Annotated in this window: 15 protein-coding genes; 8 read left to right on the top strand and 7 right to left on the bottom strand. The window is 67.0% G+C overall.

Annotation, left to right across the window (positions count from 1 at the left end; genetic code table 11):
* Positions 1–77 precede the first annotated feature (77 nt).
* Positions 78–440, bottom strand: a complete 363-nt coding sequence (locus tag OH686_RS13335; protein ID WP_137974599.1) for a cupin domain-containing protein — start codon at positions 438–440, stop codon at positions 78–80.
* 213 nt (positions 441–653) lie between these two features.
* On the opposite strand from OH686_RS13335, the gene OH686_RS13340 reads away from it, so the two are divergent.
* Both OH686_RS13340 and OH686_RS13345 read left to right on the top strand, forming a co-directional pair.
* Entirely contained in the window at positions 654–2147 is a 1494-nt protein-coding gene (locus OH686_RS13340) for an aldehyde dehydrogenase (protein ID WP_289533161.1), read from the top strand.
* Positions 2148–2428: 281 nt separating this feature from the next.
* Positions 2429–3580, top strand: coding sequence for an MFS transporter (locus tag OH686_RS13345; protein ID WP_289533163.1), 1152 nt, complete (start codon positions 2429–2431; stop codon positions 3578–3580).
* Between the two features lie 5 nt (positions 3581–3585).
* Here the strand turns inward: OH686_RS13345 and OH686_RS13350 are convergent, their stop codons facing one another.
* Both OH686_RS13350 and OH686_RS13355 read right to left on the bottom strand, forming a co-directional pair.
* On the bottom strand, positions 3586–5136 hold the full coding sequence (locus OH686_RS13350) for a phospholipase D family protein (protein WP_502942811.1): 1551 nt from the start codon (positions 5134–5136) through the stop codon (positions 3586–3588).
* Positions 5137–5194: 58 nt separating this feature from the next.
* On the bottom strand, positions 5195–6619 hold the full coding sequence (locus OH686_RS13355) for an aminotransferase-like domain-containing protein (RefSeq protein ID WP_289533165.1): 1425 nt from the start codon (positions 6617–6619) through the stop codon (positions 5195–5197).
* 178 nt (positions 6620–6797) lie between these two features.
* On the opposite strand from OH686_RS13355, the gene OH686_RS13360 reads away from it, so the two are divergent.
* Complete coding sequence (locus OH686_RS13360; RefSeq protein WP_289533167.1) at positions 6798–7022, top strand: DUF1127 domain-containing protein; 225 nt, start codon at positions 6798–6800, stop codon at positions 7020–7022.
* A gap of 120 nt (positions 7023–7142) precedes the next feature.
* Here OH686_RS13360 and OH686_RS13365 read toward each other — a convergent pair whose 3' ends face one another.
* Both OH686_RS13365 and dadR read right to left on the bottom strand, forming a co-directional pair.
* Positions 7143–8477 (bottom strand): NAD(P)/FAD-dependent oxidoreductase, encoded by a 1335-nt coding sequence (locus OH686_RS13365; protein WP_289533169.1) that lies wholly within the window; start codon positions 8475–8477, stop codon positions 7143–7145.
* A gap of 102 nt (positions 8478–8579) precedes the next feature.
* Positions 8580–9068, bottom strand: coding sequence for a transcriptional regulator DadR (gene dadR, locus OH686_RS13370; RefSeq protein ID WP_137974605.1), 489 nt, complete (start codon positions 9066–9068; stop codon positions 8580–8582).
* A gap of 219 nt (positions 9069–9287) precedes the next feature.
* Here dadR and dadA point away from each other — a divergent pair, with 219 nt between their 5' ends.
* The 5 genes from dadA (at position 9288) to OH686_RS13395 (ending at position 13241) form a co-directional block, all read left to right on the top strand.
* Complete coding sequence (gene dadA, locus OH686_RS13375; RefSeq protein WP_289533170.1) at positions 9288–10586, top strand: D-amino acid dehydrogenase; 1299 nt, start codon at positions 9288–9290, stop codon at positions 10584–10586.
* A complete protein-coding gene (locus OH686_RS13380; RefSeq protein WP_137974607.1) occupies positions 10561–10914 on the top strand; it encodes a RidA family protein in 354 nt (117 codons plus the stop codon). The genes dadA and OH686_RS13380 overlap by 26 nt, the downstream gene beginning before the upstream one ends.
* Before the next feature lie 58 nt (positions 10915–10972).
* On the top strand, positions 10973–12046 hold the full coding sequence (alr, locus tag OH686_RS13385) for an alanine racemase (RefSeq protein ID WP_289533171.1): 1074 nt from the start codon (positions 10973–10975) through the stop codon (positions 12044–12046).
* A gap of 103 nt (positions 12047–12149) precedes the next feature.
* Complete coding sequence (locus OH686_RS13390; RefSeq protein ID WP_137974609.1) at positions 12150–12698, top strand: cupin domain-containing protein; 549 nt, start codon at positions 12150–12152, stop codon at positions 12696–12698.
* Between the two features lie 120 nt (positions 12699–12818).
* A complete protein-coding gene (locus OH686_RS13395) occupies positions 12819–13241 on the top strand; it encodes a c-type cytochrome (RefSeq protein WP_289533174.1) in 423 nt (140 codons plus the stop codon).
* A 61-nt stretch (positions 13242–13302) separates the two neighbouring features.
* Here the strand turns inward: OH686_RS13395 and OH686_RS13400 are convergent, their stop codons facing one another.
* Positions 13303–15867 carry an SEL1-like repeat protein gene (locus OH686_RS13400; protein WP_289533175.1) on the bottom strand — a complete coding sequence of 855 codons (2565 nt, stop codon included), beginning with the start codon at positions 15865–15867 and terminating at the stop codon, positions 13303–13305.
* A 71-nt stretch (positions 15868–15938) separates the two neighbouring features.
* Positions 15939–17948, bottom strand: coding sequence for a DNA helicase Rep (gene rep, locus OH686_RS13405; RefSeq protein ID WP_289533177.1), 2010 nt, complete (start codon positions 17946–17948; stop codon positions 15939–15941).
* Positions 17949–18031 lie beyond the last annotated feature (83 nt).

Below are 18031 nucleotides of genomic sequence, written 5' to 3' on the forward strand. Positions count from 1 at the left end.
TTACGAGCTGTAAATGAGCAGCCCGAGGCTGCTTTCAACGCGGTATGGCCGACGCGCAGCATGGCCTTGGGCGAACTTCAGGCCTTGGCCTCGAAGATCACGTAGACCTTGCGGCAGTGCTCCAGCACTTCCCAGGTGCCCTTGAGACCGGCCGGGATGACGAAGCGGTCGCCGGCACGCACGGTCTTGGCGTTGCCGTCCTGGTCGCGGATCACCGACACGCCCTGGAGGATCTCGCAGTACTCGTGCTCGGTGTAGTTGAACGTCCACTGGCCGACGGCACCTTCCCAGATGCCCACGTTGAACTGGCCGCAGGGGCTATCGTAGTGGTTGCGCACGCTCTGCTCGGGATCGCCCTTGAGGATCTTCTCGGCGGCGGGGCGGTAGTGTTGCGGCGCGCTGGTGGCCGTGGCGAAGTCGACGATCTGCTCGATGTTCATGGCGGTTCCTATTGTTGGGAGGCGCGAATGGCTGGAGTCTATGTTTGATAAAGCGAACATTTCAAGGCGTTTGCGTCCTGCGTGTCAAAAATATTGAAAAGGCTGGGCGCTCTGGTTTAGTGTTGCCTGCATAAAGGCCGGCAATCGGCCTGGCAGAATAATTGACAGTGCGTGTTGTCGATTTGCGACACGCTTCCACCCGAGGATCCTCGCATGACCACCCTGACCCGTGCCGACTGGGAACAGCGCGCCAAGAACCTGAAGATCGAAGGTCGCGCCTTCATCCACGGCGAATACACCGAGGCTGCTGCCGCTGATACCTTCGAGTGCATCAGCCCGGTCGATGGCCGCCTGCTCGGCCTGGTGGCCAGCTGTGACGCCGCCGACGCCGAGCTGGCGGTCAAGGATGCCCGCGCCACCTTCGAGTCCGGCGTGTGGTCGCGCCTAGCGCCGGTCAAGCGCAAGGAGATCATGATCCGCTTCGCCGACCTGATCGACGCCCACGCCGAGGAGCTGGCCCTGCTGGAAACCCTCGACATGGGCAAACCGATCAGCGACTCGCTGAACGTCGACGTGCCGGCCGCGTCCCGCGCCATCCGCTGGAGCGGCGAGGCGATCGACAAGATCTACGACGAAGTGGCCGCCACCGCCCATGACGAGCTGGGCCTGGTCACCCGCGAGCCGGTCGGCGTGGTCGCCGCCATCGTGCCGTGGAACTTCCCTCTGCTGATGACCTGCTGGAAGCTGGGCCCGGCCCTGTCCACCGGCAACTCGATCATCCTCAAGCCGTCCGAGAAGTCGCCGCTGACCGGTATCCGCATCGCCCAGCTGGCCATCGAGGCCGGTATCCCGGCCGGCGTGTTCAACGTGCTGCCGGGCTTCGGCCACACAGTCGGTAAAGCGCTCGCCCTGCATATGGACGTCGACACCCTGGTGTTCACCGGTTCGACCAAGATCGCCAAGCAGCTGATGGTCTACGCCGGCGAATCGAACATGAAGCGCGTCTGGCTGGAGGCCGGTGGCAAGAGCCCGAACATCGTCTTCGCCGACGCGCCTGATCTGCAGGCCGCCGCCGAGGGCGCCGCCGGTGCCATCGCCTTCAACCAGGGCGAAGTCTGCACCGCCGGCTCGCGCCTGCTGGTGGAGAACTCGATCAAGGACAAGTTCGTGCCCATGGTGGTCGAGGCGATCAAGGCGTGGAAGCCGGGCAACCCGCTGGACCCGGCGACCAACGTCGGTGCCCTTGTCGATACCACCCAGATGAACAACGTGCTGAGCTACATCCAGGCCGGTCACGACGACGGCGCCAAGCTGGTGGCCGGTGGCAAGCGCGTGCTGGAAGAGACCGGCGGCACCTACGTCGAGCCGACCGTGTTCGACGGCGTGACCAACGCCATGCGCATCGCCAAGGAAGAGATCTTCGGCCCGGTACTGTCGGTGATCGGTTTCGACACCACCGAGGAAGCCGTGGCCATCGCCAACGACACCATCTACGGCCTGGCCGCCGGCGTGTGGACCAGCAACCTGTCCAAGGCGCATCTGGTCGGCAAGGCCCTGCGTGCCGGCAGCGTGTGGATCAACCAGTACGACATGGGCGACATGACCGCGCCGTTCGGCGGCTTCAAGCAGTCTGGCAACGGCCGCGACAAGTCGCTGCATGCCTTCGACAAGTACACCGAGATCAAGTCGACCTGGATCAAGCTGTAACGAGAGCGGGACGATCTCCTGGTCGTCGGCCATACGGCGTTGCGTCCTCGCTTTTAATGCTCACGTACTGCAGTACGCTGCGCTTAAAAGCTGCGGGGCGCCTTGTCTGGCCATAGCCCAGAAGATCTTTGCCGGTGCTGGCTCGTAAGGGCAGGCCGGTAGTTCTGTTTTGAAAGGTCCGCCCCTCGGGGCCGGCTCTCGCGAGCCACACCTGCGGCCGGGTTTCTTAGGAAGCCTGGCCGTTGTGCTTTTCGGCACGGCCAAATGACAAGGACATGGCTATGCGTTGGGGTACCTATTTCGCCGTCACGTCGGCGGTGATCATCGTCGGCCTGGCCCTGGGTGTGACCCTGCCGTTGGTCTCGCTGCGCCTGGAGGGCTGGGGCTACGGGCCGTTCGCCATCGGGGTGATGGCGGGCATGCCGGCCATCGGCGTGCTGCTCGGCGCGCGCCTGACCGGGCGCCTGGCCGGCTGGTTCGGCACGTCGCTGACCCTGCGTCTGTGCCTGCTGGCCAGCGCCGTCTCGGTTGGGCTGCTGGCCGTGCTGCCGTACTACCCGCTGTGGCTGCTGCTGCGCCTGCTGATCGGGATTTCCCTGACCGTGGTCTTCGTACTGGGCGAGAGTTGGATCAACCAGCTGGTCGAGGAACACCTGCGTGGCCGTCTGGTGGCGCTGTACGGCACCGGCTTCGCCCTCAGCCAGCTGGCCGGGCCGCTGGCGCTGAGCGTGATCGGCAGCGCCAGCGACCTGGGCTTCTGGCTCTCGGCCTGCCTGCTGGTCGGCGGCAGCCTGGTGCTGTTCGGCCATGGCGGGGCGCCCAGGGTCGATGCGCACAGCGTCTCGGGCCGCGGCCTGCTGGCGTTCTGTCGGCGCCTGCCGGCGATTGCCTGGGCCGTGGTGCTGTTCGCCGCCTTCGAGGCGATGGTGCTGACGCTGCTGCCGATCTATCTGCTGCGCGAGGGCTTCGCCCAGGAAACTGCATTGCTGATGGCCAGCGTGGTGGTGGTCGGTGATGCGCTGCTGCAGCTGCCGATCGGCCTGCTCGCCGACCGGGTTTCGCGCGGCCTGCTGTTCCGCGCCTGTGGCGTGGGCCTGCTGCTGTCCAGCCTGGCCATTCCGTTCCTGCTGCACACGCCGCTGATCTGGCCGCTGCTGGTGTTGTTCGGCGCCGCCGCCGGCGGGCTCTACACCCTGTCGCTGATCCTGGTCGGGCAGTTCTACCGCGACGACGCGCTGGTGCGCGCCAACTCGCACATCGCCCTGCTGTGGGGTGTCGGTTGCCTGCTCGGGCCGCTGTCCACCGGCGCGGCCAGCCAGTGGCTGAGCGGCCATGCGCTGCCGATGCTGATGGCCGTGGGTGCGCTGGTGTTCGTGGCACTGGCCTGGCGGCGCACGGCCTTCCTCGCGCCGCCGGCGGAAGGGCGCGGCTAGGCCGCTCAGAGCATGCGTTCGAGGCCGATCAGATCGGCGAACCAGGCGTTGAAATGGCGCCAGGCGCCGCCGGGTTCCTCCGCCAGCTCGCGCGGCTGACCGTCGTCCTCGGTCAGCCACACCGGCTGACCGTCACGTAGGCGCACCTCGTAGCTGAGCGCCGGCTGCATGCCTTCCAGGGCCAGACGGCGCACGTGCTCGCTGAGCTGGGGGCTGTCCACCAGCACGCCGACCTCGGTGTTCCACAGCAGCGAGCGCGGGTCGAAGTTCAGTGAGCCGACGAAGCTGTAGCGGCCGTCGAGGACGATCGCCTTGCTGTGCAGGCTGGAGTCGGAGGCGCCGCTGAAGCTGTACGGCCCGCTGCCGCCGGAGCCGCTGCCGTCGGGCTGGCGGCGCAGCTCGAACAGGCGCACGCCGTGCTCCAGCAGCTCGCGCCGATAGGGCGCGTAGCCGCCATGCACGGCCGGCACGTCGGTGGCTTCCAGCGAGTTGGTCAGCAGGCGGATGCTCACTCCGGCGTCGGCGTGGCCGGTGAGGTAGCGCATGCCGTCTTCGGCCGGCACGAAGTAGGCGGAAACCAGGATCAGCTCGTGCTCGATGGCGGCCAGCTTGGGCTCCAGCTGGCTGGCCAGCAGCAGCTGCGGATCCGGTTCGCCGTTGGCCAGCACCTTGGCCGGGGCGTCCCACAGGGCCCAGCCCGGCGCCCAGATCAGCTCGCCGAGCCAGTGCTGCAGCCGGGGCTCCTCGCGGTAGGCCTGCAGACGATCAGACAAGGCCTTCTGCTCGACCCGCGCCGTGGCCAGATAGCCGCGCAGGCGCTGGCGGGCTCGGGCCAGGTCGCGCTGGTCCGGTGCCCAGCGCAGGAACTGCTGGATCGGCTTGCTCAGCGCGCTGTTCCAGTACTGGTCGAAGCTCTGTCCCAGCTGTTCGGCCACCGGGCCTACGGCCAGCAGATCGATGTCGGTGAAGTTGCGGCTGGGCTCGGCATCGAAGTACTCGTCGCCCAGGTTGCGCCCGCCGACGATGGCCGCGCTGCCATCGGCCAGCCATAGCTTGTTGTGCATGCGCCGGTGCTGCTGGCCGAGATTGAGCGCGCGGCCGAGCAGGCGGGTGACGCCGGTGGAGCGGCCCAGGTGCAGCGGATTGAACACCCGCACCTGGATATTGGGGTGGGCGGCGAGCAGGGCGATCTCGTAGTCGCGGCCGTCGCTGCTGGTGTCGTCCAGCAGCAGGCGCACGCGCACGCCACGGTCGGCGGCGCTGAGCAGCTCGTCGAACAGGGTGCGGGTGCTGAGGCCGTCGTGGACGATGTAGTACTGCAGGTCCAAGCTGCCGCGGGCCGCGCGGATCAGCTCGGCGCGGGCGGCGAAGGCCTCGTCGCTGGCCGGCAACAGGCGGAAGCCGGACTGGCCCTCGTGCCGGCCGGCGAGCTGCTGCAGCTGGCGGCCGAAGGCGGATTCGACCGGTGACAGCGTCTGGCTGGGCTGGATGGGAACGGCACTGCCGCAGGCGCCCAGGGCGAGCAGCAGGCCGAGCAACAGGGCATGGCGCAAGATGCGGCCTCCGCGTAAGCGTCGCTCCGTTTACTTGGGACGCCTGCCGCTGCGTAAAGATTCAGGCTGAATGTTCACCGAGCAGTTGCGCCACCGTCTCGCCCACCCGGCGCACGGCCTGCTCCATGCCGGCGGACTGCACGTTGGCGAAGTTCATGCGCAGGCAGCTGCGGTACTTGCCGGCGGCGGAAAAGATGCTGCCCGGCGCCACCTGCACCTTGTGCGGCGCCAGCAGGCGGTTGAGGCGCTGGCTGTCGAAGCCCTGGGGCATCTCCACCCACAGCATGAAGCCGCCCTGGGGCTGGCTGACCCGGGTGCCGGGCGGGAAATACTGGCTGACCCAGGCCGTCATCAGCTCGCGGCCGCGCGCGTACTGGGCGCGCATGCGCCGCAGGTGCGGCTCGTACTGGCCGGCCGCTATGAACTCGGCCAGCGCCAGCTGCGGCAGCTGGGCGCTCATGCCGGTGCTCATGTACTTCATGTGCAGCACCCGCTGCAGGTAGCGGCCGGGCGCGATCCAGCCGATGCGCAGGCCTGGCGCCAGGGTCTTGGAGAAGGAGCTGCAGAGCAGCACGCGGCCGTCCTCGTCGAATGACTTGATGCTGCGCGGGCGCGGATACTTGTAGGCCAGCTCGCCGTAGATGTCGTCCTCGATGATCGCCACGTCGTAGCGCTGGGCCAGCTCCAGCAGGGCGCGCTTGTTGGCCTCCGGCATGATGTAGCCGAGCGGGTTGTTGCAGGTCGGGGTGAGCTGGATGGCCTTGATCGGCCACTGCTCCAGGGCCATTTCCAGGGCTTCCAGGCTGATCCCGGTGAGCGGGTCGGTGGGCAGCTCCAGGGCCTTGAGACCGAAGCCCTTGAGCGCCTGCATCACGCCGTGGAAGCTCGGCGAGTCCACCGCGACTATGTCGCCGGGCTGGCAGATGGCGCGGATCGCGGTGGACAGCGCCTCGTGGCAGCCGGTGGTAATGACGATGTCCTCGGCCGGGATCTGGCAGCCGGAATCCAGCACCAGGCGCGCGACCTGTTCGCGCAAGCCGATGTCTCCCTCCACGCAGCCGTAGCTCAGCTCCTTCAGGCCCTGGCGCCGGCTCAGGCGCGACAGACTGCGCAGCAGCGGCTTGAGGGTCGGCGCGCCGATATCGGGAATGCCGCGGCCGAGCTGGATCACGTCGCCATAGGGCGGGGTGCTGACCAGCTCCAGCACCTGGTCCCACTGCGACACCTCCACCGGACGCTGCGCTGTACGGCTTACCATCGGCAGCGCCGGCTTCTGTCTGCTCGGCGGCACGAAGTAGCCGGACTTCGGCCGTGGCTCCACCAGGCCGTCGTCCTCCAGCTGGCGGTAGGCCTGCTGCACGGTGCTCAGGCTGACGCCGTGCTCCTGGCTGAGGGCGCGTACCGAGGGCAGGCGGTCGCCGGGGCGGTACAGGCCCTGTTCGATGCGGGTGCCGAGCAGCTCGGCCAGGTTGAGATAGAGCGTCATGACAGATGCCTTGCCTTGGTTTGAGGCGAGCAATACAGATGACGGCAGAATAGACCATTCAGCCGCGCAGTCGAGCGATCTGTATGGACTTAATAGATTATTTGTGAATCTGTATTGGCTGTATGGTCGCCGTCATCATGGTCACCCAAGGGAGAAGGCCTGGAACGGAGGGCTGACCATGCGCGAGTTCGGAGATCTGTATGTGGCGCTGCAGGAGCGGCGCGAATGTGGCGAACGCCTGCCGCTGCGTGAGTTGGGGCGGCGTTGGCAACTGCTGCACCGGCGCCTGAGGACCCGCCAGGCGCTGCTGGAGCTGGACGCCGAGCAGCTCAAGGACATCGGCCTCACCGCCGAACAGGCGCGGGCCGAGGCGACCCGGCCGTTCTGGCGGCTGCTGCGCTAAGCGCCGGGCGCATTCCGCTCAAGCGCAGCGACAACCCAGCGGGTATGGGCTGCGCTCGGTGGGTTGTGTAGGGGCGAGCTCTGCTCGCGAAGGCTCGCTCGCGTCTGACGCGGGCCTGGATCAGACCAGCCCCACCGCCTCCTTGAGGCGATACCAGGCCATGCCCAGCGCCAGCAGCGGCGAGCGCAGATGCTTGCCGCCGGGGAAGGTCATGTGCGGTACCTGGTTGAACAGCTCGAAGCCGCCGCCCTGCTGGCCGCCGATGGCCTCGGCCAGCAGCTTGCCGGCCAGGTGGGTGGCGTTCACGCCGTGGCCGGCGTAGGCCTGGGCGTAGAACACGTTGGGCTGGTCCTTGAGCCGGCCAATCTGCGGCAGGCGGTTGGCGCCGATGCCGATCATGCCGCCCCACTGGTAGTCGATCCTCACGTCCTTCAGGTGCGGGAACACCTGCAGCATCTTCGGTCGCATGTAAGCGGCGATATCCGCCGGATCGCGGCCCGAATAATGGCAGGCGCCGCCGAACAGCAGGCGATTGTCGGCGGACAGGCGGAAGTAGTCCACCGTCACGCGCTGGTCGCACAGGGCCATGTTCTGCGGGATCAGGCTGCGTGCCTGGGCCGGGGACAGCGGCTCGGTGGCGATCACGTAGCTGCCGGCCGGCAGCACCTTGCCGCCGATCTTGTCGTTGAGGCCGTTGAGGTAGGCGTTGCAGGCCAGCACCAGGGTCTTGGCGCGCACCCGGCCGCTGGCGGTGTGCACCGTCACCTGCGGGCCGTAGTCGATACGGGTGACCGGCGAATGCTCGAACAGCTTCACGCCGAGCGAGGCGGCGGCGGCCGCTTCACCCAGGGCCAGGTTGAGCGGGTGCAGGTGGCCGGAACCCATGTCGATCATGCCGCCGGCGTAGCGGTCGGAGCCGACCACCTGATGCATTTGCTCGGGCTGCAGCAGGCGCAGCTCGTGGCGGTAGCCGAGGCTTTCCAGCTCGGCCTTGTCCTCGGCGAAGCCTTCTAGGTGCGCCGGCTTGTTGGCCAGGTCGCAGTAGCCCCAGGTCAGATCGCAGGCGATGTTGAACTGCTCGACCCGGCGGCGGACGATCTCCACCGCCTCCAGGCCCATCAGCTTCAGGCTGCGCACGCCGTCCTGGCCGATCACCGACTCGAACTGCTCGACGCCGTGGCCGACACCGCGGATCAGCTGGCCGCCGTTGCGCCCGCTGGCGCCCCAGCCGACCTGGCGCGCCTCCAGCAGCACCACCGAGAAGCCCTTCTGGGCCAGCTCGATGGCGGTGTTGAGGCCGGAGAACCCGCCACCGACAATGCACACATCGGCCAGCTCCTCACCCGCCAGCGGCGGATAGGCCAGCTGCAGGTTGGCAGTGGCGGCGTAGTAGGAGGATGCGTGCTGGTCGCTGTGCACGGCTGGCTGCTGCGGCTGGTGAACGCGGGCGTTCATGTGCGAAATCCTGAGTGATGTGTTGTTAAAATTTGACGCAGGATAAGCGCGCCCCGCGCGACTCGCCAAGAGGGGCGCGGGAAAAACTGTTTTCCCGCCGCGTCAGTCGGGCACCGGCAGGGTCAGCGACTCCTTCACCTCTTCCATGACGATATAGGACTTGGATTCGCGCACATGCGGCAGCTTGAGCAGGATGTCGCCGAGCAGCTTGCGGTAGCTGGCCATCTCGTTGATGCGCGCCTTCACCAGGTAGTCGAAGTCGCCGCTGACCAGGTGGCACTCCAGCACGTGGGGCAGCTTGAGCACGGCGCGGCGGAAGTCCTCGAAGGTGTCGCCGGACTTGTAGTCCAGGCTGATCTCGACGAACACCAGCAGGCTGGCCTTGAGCTGCTGCGGATTGAGGCGGGCGTGGTAGCCCATGATGATCCCCTCGCGCTCCAGGCGACGCACGCGCTCGGTGCAGGGCGTGGTGGACAGGCCGACCCGCTCGCCCAGCTCGGTGAAGCTGATGCGGCCGTCCTCCTGGAGGATGCGCAGGATGTTGCGGTCGATCTTGTCCAGTTCGCGGCGGCTCTGGTGCTGGGTACGCATGGCGGACTCCGGTCGGCGTGTGTGGAATAACAGAACGCGATAATTCACTGGCAGTGTGGCGCAAGTCCAGCCATATCGCCTGAGTGGCTTCCTGTAATAGTGCTCTGCGCCGCGAGCTAACGCCAAATGCCGCTTGATAAACAGTGATTATCGCTACTCAAGCCTTCCTATACTGCCGGCCATAACGCTCAGCAAAACAAACGCCTGATGGAGGCCTCAATGCGCGTTCTGGTTCTTGGCAGCGGTGTGATTGGTACCGCCAGCGCCTACTATCTGGCCCGCGCCGGCTTCGAAGTGGTGGTGGTCGACCGCCAGAATGGCCCGGCCCTGGAAACCAGCTTCGCCAACGCCGGCCAGGTCTCCCCCGGCTACGCCTCGCCCTGGGCCGCCCCGGGCGTGCCGCTGAAGGCGATCAAGTGGCTACTGCAGAAGCACGCGCCGCTGGCGATCAAGGCCACCGCCGATATCGATCAGTACCTGTGGATGGCGCAGATGCTGCGCAACTGCACCGCTGCCCGTTATGCGGTGAACAAGGAGCGCATGGTGCGCCTGTCCGAGTACAGCCGCGATTGCCTCGACGAGCTGCGTGCCGAGACCGGCATCGGCTACGAAGGCCGTCAGCTCGGCACCACTCAGCTGTTCCGCACTCAGGCCCAGCTCGACAACGCGGCCAAGGACATCGCCGTGCTGCAGCAGTCCGGCGTGCCCTACGAGCTGCTCGACCGCGCCGGCATCGCCCGCGTCGAACCGGCCCTGGCCGGCGTCACCGACAAGCTGGCCGGTGCCCTGCGCCTGCCCAACGACCAGACCGGCGACTGCCAGATGTTCACCACCAAGCTGGCGGACATGGCCAAGGCCCTGGGCGTGGAATTCCGCTTCGGCTGCAACATCGAGCGCCTCGACCATGCCGGCGACCGCATCAACGGCGTGTGGATCGACGGCAAGCTGGAGACCGCCGACCGCTACGTGCTCGCCCTCGGCAGTTACAGCCCGCAGCTGCTCAAGCCGCTGGGCATCAAGGCGCCGGTCTACCCGCTCAAGGGCTACTCGCTGACCGTGCCGATCAGCAACCCGGACATGGCGCCGTCCTCGACCATCCTCGACGAGACCTACAAGGTCGCCATCACCCGTTTCGACAACCGCATCCGCGTGGGCGGCATGGCCGAGATCGCCGGCTTCGACCTGAGCCTCAATCCCGCGCGCCGTGCGACCCTGGAGATGATCACCAACGATCTGTATCCCCAGGGCGGCGACGTCAGCCAGGCGACCTTCTGGACCGGCCTGCGCCCGGCCACCCCGGACGGCACGCCGATCGTGGGCGGCACCGCCTATCGCAACCTGTTCCTCAACACCGGACACGGTACCCTTGGCTGGACCATGGCCTGCGGCTCCGGTCGCCTGCTCGCCGACCTGATGGCGAAGAAGCGCCCGCAGATCAGCGCAGAAGGCCTGGATGTTTCCCGCTACGGCAACACCAAGGAGACCCACAAGCATGTCCATCCAGCGCCTGCGCATTGAGAAACGCTACAGCGACATCGTCATCCACAACGGCACCGTCTACCTGGCGGGCCAGCTGGCCGACGACTACAGCGGCGACATCGCTGAGCAGACCCGCCAGACCCTGGCCAACATCGACAGCGCCCTGGCCGAGGCCGGCAGCGACAAGTCGAAGATCCTCTCGGTGACCATCTACCTCAAGGACATGGCCGCCGACTACGCCGGGCTCAACCAGGTGTGGGACGCCTGGGTCGCCGAAGGCGCCGCTCCGGCCCGCGCCTGCGTCGAGGGCAAGCTGTACGACCCGCGCGTGCTGGTGGAGATGATGGTCGTCGCCGCACAAAACTGAACATCCCTTTCGCCCGGCACCCCCGCCGGGCTTTTTTTAACCGAACGAAGTAGCCGTCATGCGTCCCGCCCGTGCCCTGATCGACCTCGAAGCCCTGCGTCACAACTACCGTCTCGCCCGCGAGATCAGCGGGGCGAAAGCCCTGGCGGTGGTCAAGGCCGACGCCTACGGCCACGGCGCCACGCGCTGCGCGGCGGCGTTGGAGGCGGAGGCCGACGGCTTCGCCGTGGCCTGCATCGAGGAGGCGCTGGAACTGCGCTACGCCGGCATCCGCAAGCCGATCCTGCTGCTCGAGGGCTTCTTCGAGGAGAGCGAGCTGAGCCTGATCGACCAGCACCAGCTGTGGTGCGTGGTGCACTCGGCCTGGCAGGTCGAGGCCATCGAACGGGCGCGCCTGGCGCGACCGCTGCAGGTGTGGCTGAAGGTCGACTCGGGCATGCACCGGGTCGGCCTGCACCCGGCCGAGTACCGCGACGCCCACGCGCGCCTGCTGGCCAGCGGCAAGGTCGAGAAGATCGTGCTGATGAGCCATTTCGCCCGCGCCGACGAGCTGGACAGCCCGCGCAGCGCCGAGCAGCTGGCCCTGTTCCATGAGGCCCGTGGCGGCCTGCAGGCGGAGATCAGCCTGCGCAACTCGCCGGCCATTCTCGGCTGGCCGAGCATTCCCAGCGACTGGGTGCGCCCCGGCATCATGCTCTATGGCGCCACCCCATTCGAACAGGAGCAGGCTCAGGCCGCGCGACTCAAGCCGGTGATGACCCTGGAGTCGAAGATCATCAGCGTGCGCGAGCTGCCGGCCGGCGAGCCGGTGGGCTACGGCGCGCGTTTCGTCAGCGAACGGCCGACTCGCGTCGGCGTGGTCGCCATGGGCTATGCCGATGGCTACCCGCGGCATGCGGCGACCGGTACGCCGGTCATGGTCGACGGCCAGGCCACCCGCCTGATCGGCCGGGTATCGATGGACATGCTCACCGTCGACCTCACCGATCTGCCCGGCGCCGGCCTCGGCAGTCGGGTCGAATTGTGGGGCCGCAACGTCTCGGCCAGCGCCGTGGCCTACGGTTGCGGCAGCATTCCGTACCAGCTGTTCTGCAATCTCAAGCGGGTACCGAGGCTCTATTCCGGGGGCTAGCGGCCGGGCGGCGGAGCAATTGCGGCGTCAGTGTTGTAAATACTGAACACTGGCGCCATGATACGGCCACCCATATGCCTTGCTCCCAAGGAGGACCCCCGCATTGGACGTCGGTGTTCGACTGCAATCTATCCGCAAACTCAAAGGCCTTTCCCAGCGTGAACTCGCCAAGCGTGCGGGCGTCACCAACAGCACCATTTCGATGATCGAGAAGAACAGCGTGAGCCCCTCGATCAGCTCGTTGAAGAAGGTGCTCGGCGGGATTCCCATGTCGCTGGTGGAGTTCTTCTCCCTGGATATGGAGCAGGACAGCCACACCCAGGTGGTGTACCGGGCCAACGAACTGACCGACCTTTCCAGCGGTGCCGTGACGATGAAGCTGATCGGCAAGGCGCATCCCAATCGGACCATCACCTTCCTCGACGAGATCTACCCGCCGGGTACCGACACCGGTGAGGAAATGCTCAACCACGACGGCGAAGAGGCCGGCATGCTGGTGGACGGGCGTCTCGAACTGACCGTCGGCGCCGAGGTATTTGTCCTCGAGCCGGGCGACAGCTACTACTTCGACAGCACCAAGCCGCACCGCTTCCGTAATCCGTTCGACAGGCCGGCTCGCCTGATCAGTGCGACGACCCCGGCTAACTTCTAAAAGGGCGGGGGCAATGCCCCTGCGACAAGTTGGGTTGTTCCGGCCGACAGGCCTAACCGTTATACTGCGCCCGCTCGCGAAACCGTGGCCGCGAGCGTGTCTAGCCAATGAGGGTGTACCGTGAACCTGATCAAGAAAATGCTGGCGGCCCAAGCTGCCGTATTGGCCCTGTGGGCAGTGAGCGCTCAGGCTGCGACCAACGACGAGATCGCCGAGCGCATCAAGCCGGTCGGCGAGGTCTGCATCCAGGGTGAAGAATGCAAGGGCGTCGGCGCCGTAGCCGTGTCCGCCGGCGGTGGCGCCAAGTCGCCCGACGACGTGATCGCCGCCCACTGTGGCGCCTGCCACAGCGCTGGCGTGCTGGGCGCGCCGAAAGTCGGCGACACCGCCGCCTGGAAGGCCCGCGCCGACAAGGAAGGTGGTCTCGACGGCCTGCTGGCCAAGGCCATCTCCGGCATCAACGCGATGCCGCCGAAAGGCACCTGCGCCACCTGCTCGGACGACGAGCTGAAAGGCGCGATCCAGAAGATGTCCGGCCTGTAAGGCTGCGACAGCGACAAAAAAGCCGCCTACGGGCGGCTTTTTCATGTCTGCTCTCTGCGGCCTATTGTCGCAGACGGCCGAGTAGACGCCCCAGCAGCCCCGAGCCATTGCGCTGTTTCAGCAACTGCTCAGCCAGCTCGCGCGCGCCGGCCACTTCGGCGTCCACCGCCTTCTGCAGCCAGCCCAGGCCTTCCTCTTGCGTGGCTTCCTCGTCCAGCAGCAGCTCGGCCAGGTCCAGATAGGCGTTCTCGCATTCCTGCTCGCTGGCGCGGCGCAGGTACTCCAGCGCCTTGCGCGGATTGGCCGGCATGCCCAGACCGTATCGATGCTGGCGGCCCAGCCGCCAGTCGGCGTAGGCGTCGCCATGGGCGACCGCATGCAGGTAGTAGCGCTGGGCCTGGGCATAGTCCTCGCGCTGCTCGTACAGCCAGCCCAGGCAGCTGGCGCTCTCGTCCTTGTCGCCATGGCGCCAGGCCGCCAGATAGTGCTCCAGGGTCAGGTCGAGGTCGCCCAGCGTCGGCTGGTGGTCGAGCAGCAGTGCGGCCAGCTCCAGGTGCGCCGGGCGATGGCCGCGCTCGGTGGCCAGCAGGAAATAGTCGCGGGCCTTGACCAGGTCCGGCTCGGCGCCCTGGCCGTGCTGGTAGCAGTAGCCCAGGTTGCGCGCGGCCAGCGCCGAGCCGGCGTCGCAGGCGCGCTGGAAGTAGGCGAGGGCGCCGCGGTCATCCCGGTCGGCGTTCCGCAGCAGGCAGCCCAGGTCGTTGAGGGCATCGTCGTTGCCCAGTTCGACGGCACGCAGCAGCAGCGGACGGGCCGTGGCGTAATCCTCGGCCTCGTAGGCGGCCAGACCACGGCGGTGGCAGTCCAGCGCCTGCCAGAGGTCGCCGGCGCTGGCTTGCAGACAGGCCTGCTGCACGTCGTCGAGGCCGAACTGGGCGTAGCGGTCGACTATCTCCAGGGCGCGCTCGGCGGCCAGCGGCCGGCACTCGCCATCGGCCTGCAGGGACCAGACGCGGTCATCATGGAATACCAGGGCCACGGCGCCGTCACGGACGAAGCGGCAGTCGGCGCGGGCCTGGTCGAGGGGCTGGCGCAGCCATTCACCGCTGATGTCCAGAATGCCCCAGCGACCATCCAGGCAGGCATTGAAGTAGCGCTGGTTGAGATGCTCCAGGCGCTCGAAGCGCGGCTCGACCACCCAGCCGGGCCGCGCGCCGCCACGGTACAGGCCCCAGCCGCGCTGGTCCTGCACCGTGCAATAGGCGGTGCCATCGTCTTCGCGGCTGGTGTTTTCCTGGGGCACCAGGCGGGCATGGGTGCAGGGCAGCAGCCATTGCCGGTCGGTGTGGCGGTAGAGGCCGTACAGGCGCTGGTCGCGCACCAGCCAGGCTTGCAGGTCATGCTGGTATTTGAGCGACTGATATTCGCCGGGCAGCAGAGGCTGGCCGAGTTCGTCGACGGCGCGATATAGCCATTGCTTGCCGTCGCGGCGGCGGATCACGTAGGCGTTATGAGCCCCGTCCAGGTAGGCGATGTCCACGTTGTCCAGGCCGATGGCACCGAGGGCGTGAAAGCGGCTGGTGAACAGCTGCTGCGGGCCCTTCGCCGGCTTGGCGGAATAGCAGCTGCCATGGCTCTGGATCTGGCGGTACTCGGCCGGCAGCAGCCAGTGGCCGGTCGGGTCGATCACGCCCCACAGCTCGCCCTGCTGCACGCTCCAGCAGGTGCCGTCGTGGTCCAGCGGATCGCCACCGTCGAACTGGCAGGGCACGGTGACTCGGCCCTGGCGGTCGATCAGGCCGAACTTGCCGCCTTCGGCGATCAGCGCATGGGCGCCGCTGAAGTCGTAGGCATCCTCGAACTGGCAGGCGATCACCTCCCGGCCCTGGCGATCCACATAGCCGAAGCGCCCGCCTTGCTGCACGCAGGCCAGGCCGCTATCCCAGTCGAAGTCGTAGAAGGCCTGGTAGCGCGGTTCGATCAGTACCTTGCCGTCCGCGCCGCGCAGGCCGAACAGGTCGTTCTGGCAGAAGATCTGCGGCTCGTCCTCGTCCTGGTGCGGCAGCAGCGAGCCGAGTGGCGCCCAGCCGTAGTCGTAGCTGTCCAGGTTGAGCAGGGTGCGAAAGCTGCCGGCCCAGGGCGCATCGACGCCCGGGCAGGCGTCGAGCAGCAGCGGATTGTCGTTGGCGATGGCCTCGCGGATGCAGGCGTTGGCCGCATCGATCTCGCCGAGCAGCGCCTCGGCCTGGGCACGCCTGTCGGCGTCGCTCATGTTGAACACGTCCCAGGCGTCCAGGTGGAACCAGGCGTGGTCGGCCTGTTCGTCGAGCAGCTGGAAGATCTTGCGCCGCGCCTCGCGGAAGGCCTCGACGTTCTCCAGCAGCGCGCCGGCATGCCGCTCGATGAAGTCGTAGAAGGCGCGTAGCGCGGCGATGCCGCCGGGGGCCTCGGCGTACAGGCCTTCCTCGCTGTCCGGGTCGTTGTAGCAGTTGCGCCCGACGCAGGGAGCCTGGGCGAACAGCGGTTGCAGCAGCAGGGGCAGCTCGTAGCCCCATTCCATCAGCGGCAGGCAGGCGTCCGCGCTGCTGCCGATCTCGGCCTTGTTGTACAGGTACATGCGGTGGGACACGGCGCGCTTCCTTGCGATACGGCGGAAGCACGCAGTCTAGCCAAGCCGCCCGGTGGCGACTGTGCGCGCGGTCAGCGCTTGAGCATCGCGCGCATGTTGGCCAGGGCGTCGTTGCCGCGCGCGGCCTTGACCTCCACCGGGGTGTCTTCCTGGCCTTCCCATACCAGGTCTTCGGGCGGCAGTTCGTCGAGGAAGCGGCTCGGCGTGCAGTCGATGATCTCGCCGTACTGCTTGCGCTTGGCTGCGAAGGTCAGCGTCAGGTTGCGCTTGGCGCGGGTGATGCCGACGTAGGCCAGGCGCCGCTCTTCCTCGATGGTGTCGGCCTCGATGCTGGAGCGGTGGGGGAGAATCTCCTCCTCGAAGCCGATGATGTACACCGAGGGGAACTCCAGGCCCTTGGAGGCGTGCATGGTCATCATCTGCACGCCCTCGGCGCCTTCTTCCTCTTCCTGCTGGCGCTCCAGCATGTCGCGCAGCACCAGCTTGCCGATGGCGTCCTCGACGGTCATGTCGCCGTCTTCGTCCTTGTCCAGGGTGTTCTTCAACGCCTCGACGAGGAACCAGACGTTGCCCATGCGCGCCTCGGCGACCTTGTCGCTGGAGGCGTTCTGCCGCAGCCAGCTCTCGTAGTCGATGTCCATCACCATGCTGCGGATGGCGCCGATCGGGTCGTTGCCGGCGCACTGCTCGCGGATCTTGTCCATGTAGCGTTTGAAGCGGGAGAGGCGCTCGGTGTAGCGGCTGTCCAGGTGCTCGGCCAGGCCCAGCTCGTCGCTGGCGGTGTACATGCTGATCTTGCGCTCGCTGGCGTAGTTGCCGAGCTTCTCCAGAGTGGTGGAGCCGATCTCGCGGCGCGGCACGTTGATCACCCGCAGGTAGGCGTTGTCGTCGTCCGGGTTGACCAGCAGGCGGAAGTAGCTCATCAGATCCTTCACCTCCTGGCGGGCGAAGAAGCTGGTGCCGCCGGACAGGCGATAGGGGATCTGGTGGTGCTGCAGCTTCAGCTCCATCAGCTTGGCCTGGTAGTTGCCGCGGTAGAGGATGGCGAAGTCGCTGTACGGACGCTCTGTGCGCAGGTGCTCGGTGAGGATCTCCAGGGCCACCCGCTCGCACTCGGCGTCTTCGTTGCGCGTGCGGATCACGCGGATCTCGTCGCCCATGCCCATCTCCGACCACAGCTGCTTCTCGAAGGCGTGCGGGTTGTTGGCGATCAGGGTGTTGGCGCACTTGAGGATGCGGCTGGTGGAGCGGTAGTTCTGCTCCAGCATTACCACCTTCAGCGAGGGGTAGTCCTCTTTGAGCAGCATCAGGTTTTCCGGGCGCGCGCCGCGCCAGGCGTAGATCGACTGGTCGTCGTCGCCGACCACGGTGATCTGGTTGCGCATGCCCACCAGCAGCTTCACCAGCAGGTACTGGCTGGAGTTGGTGTCCTGGTACTCGTCCACCAGCAGGTAGCGGATGCGGTTCTGCCACTTCTCCAGGATGTCCTTGTGCTCCTGGAACAGCTTCACCGGCAGCAGGATCAGGTCGTTGAAGTCCACCGCGTTGTACGCCTTGAGCGTGCGCTGGTAGTGCAGGTAGACGACGGCCGCGGTCTGCTCCTTGGGGTTGCGCGCGTTGGCCAGCGCCTGGTCCGGCAGGATCAGGTCGTTCTTCCAGCTGTCGATGTAGTTCTTGACCTCGTCGGCGCCGTCATCGCCGGCGTATTCCTTCTGCATGATGTCGGTCAGCAGGGCCTTGATGTCGCCGTCGTCGAAGATCGAGAAGCCCGGCTTGTAGCCCAGCGCCGCGTATTCCTTGCGGATGATGTTCATGCCCAGGTTGTGGAAGGTCGACACGGTCAGGCCGCGGGCCTCGGCGCCCTTGAGCAGGGTGCCGACACGCTCCTTCATCTCGCGCGCGGCCTTGTTGGTGAAGGTCATGGCGACGATGTGGCGGGCCTGGATGCCGCAGTGCTGCACCAGGTGGGCGATCTTGCGGGTGATCACGCTGGTCTTGCCGGAGCCGGCGCCGGCGAGCACCAATAGAGGGCCGCCGACGTAGTTCACGGCTTCCTGCTGCCGAGGATTGAGTCGGGACATGGAGGGCATTCGGTCTGCAAAAAAGAGGCGGCATTCTAGCAGCCGCCACGCGGTGACGGGACGAGTGCAGACAGCCGCCGGGC

This window comes from Pseudomonas sp. SO81, assembly GCF_030374125.1.
GTDB lineage: Bacteria > Pseudomonadota > Gammaproteobacteria > Pseudomonadales > Pseudomonadaceae > Aquipseudomonas.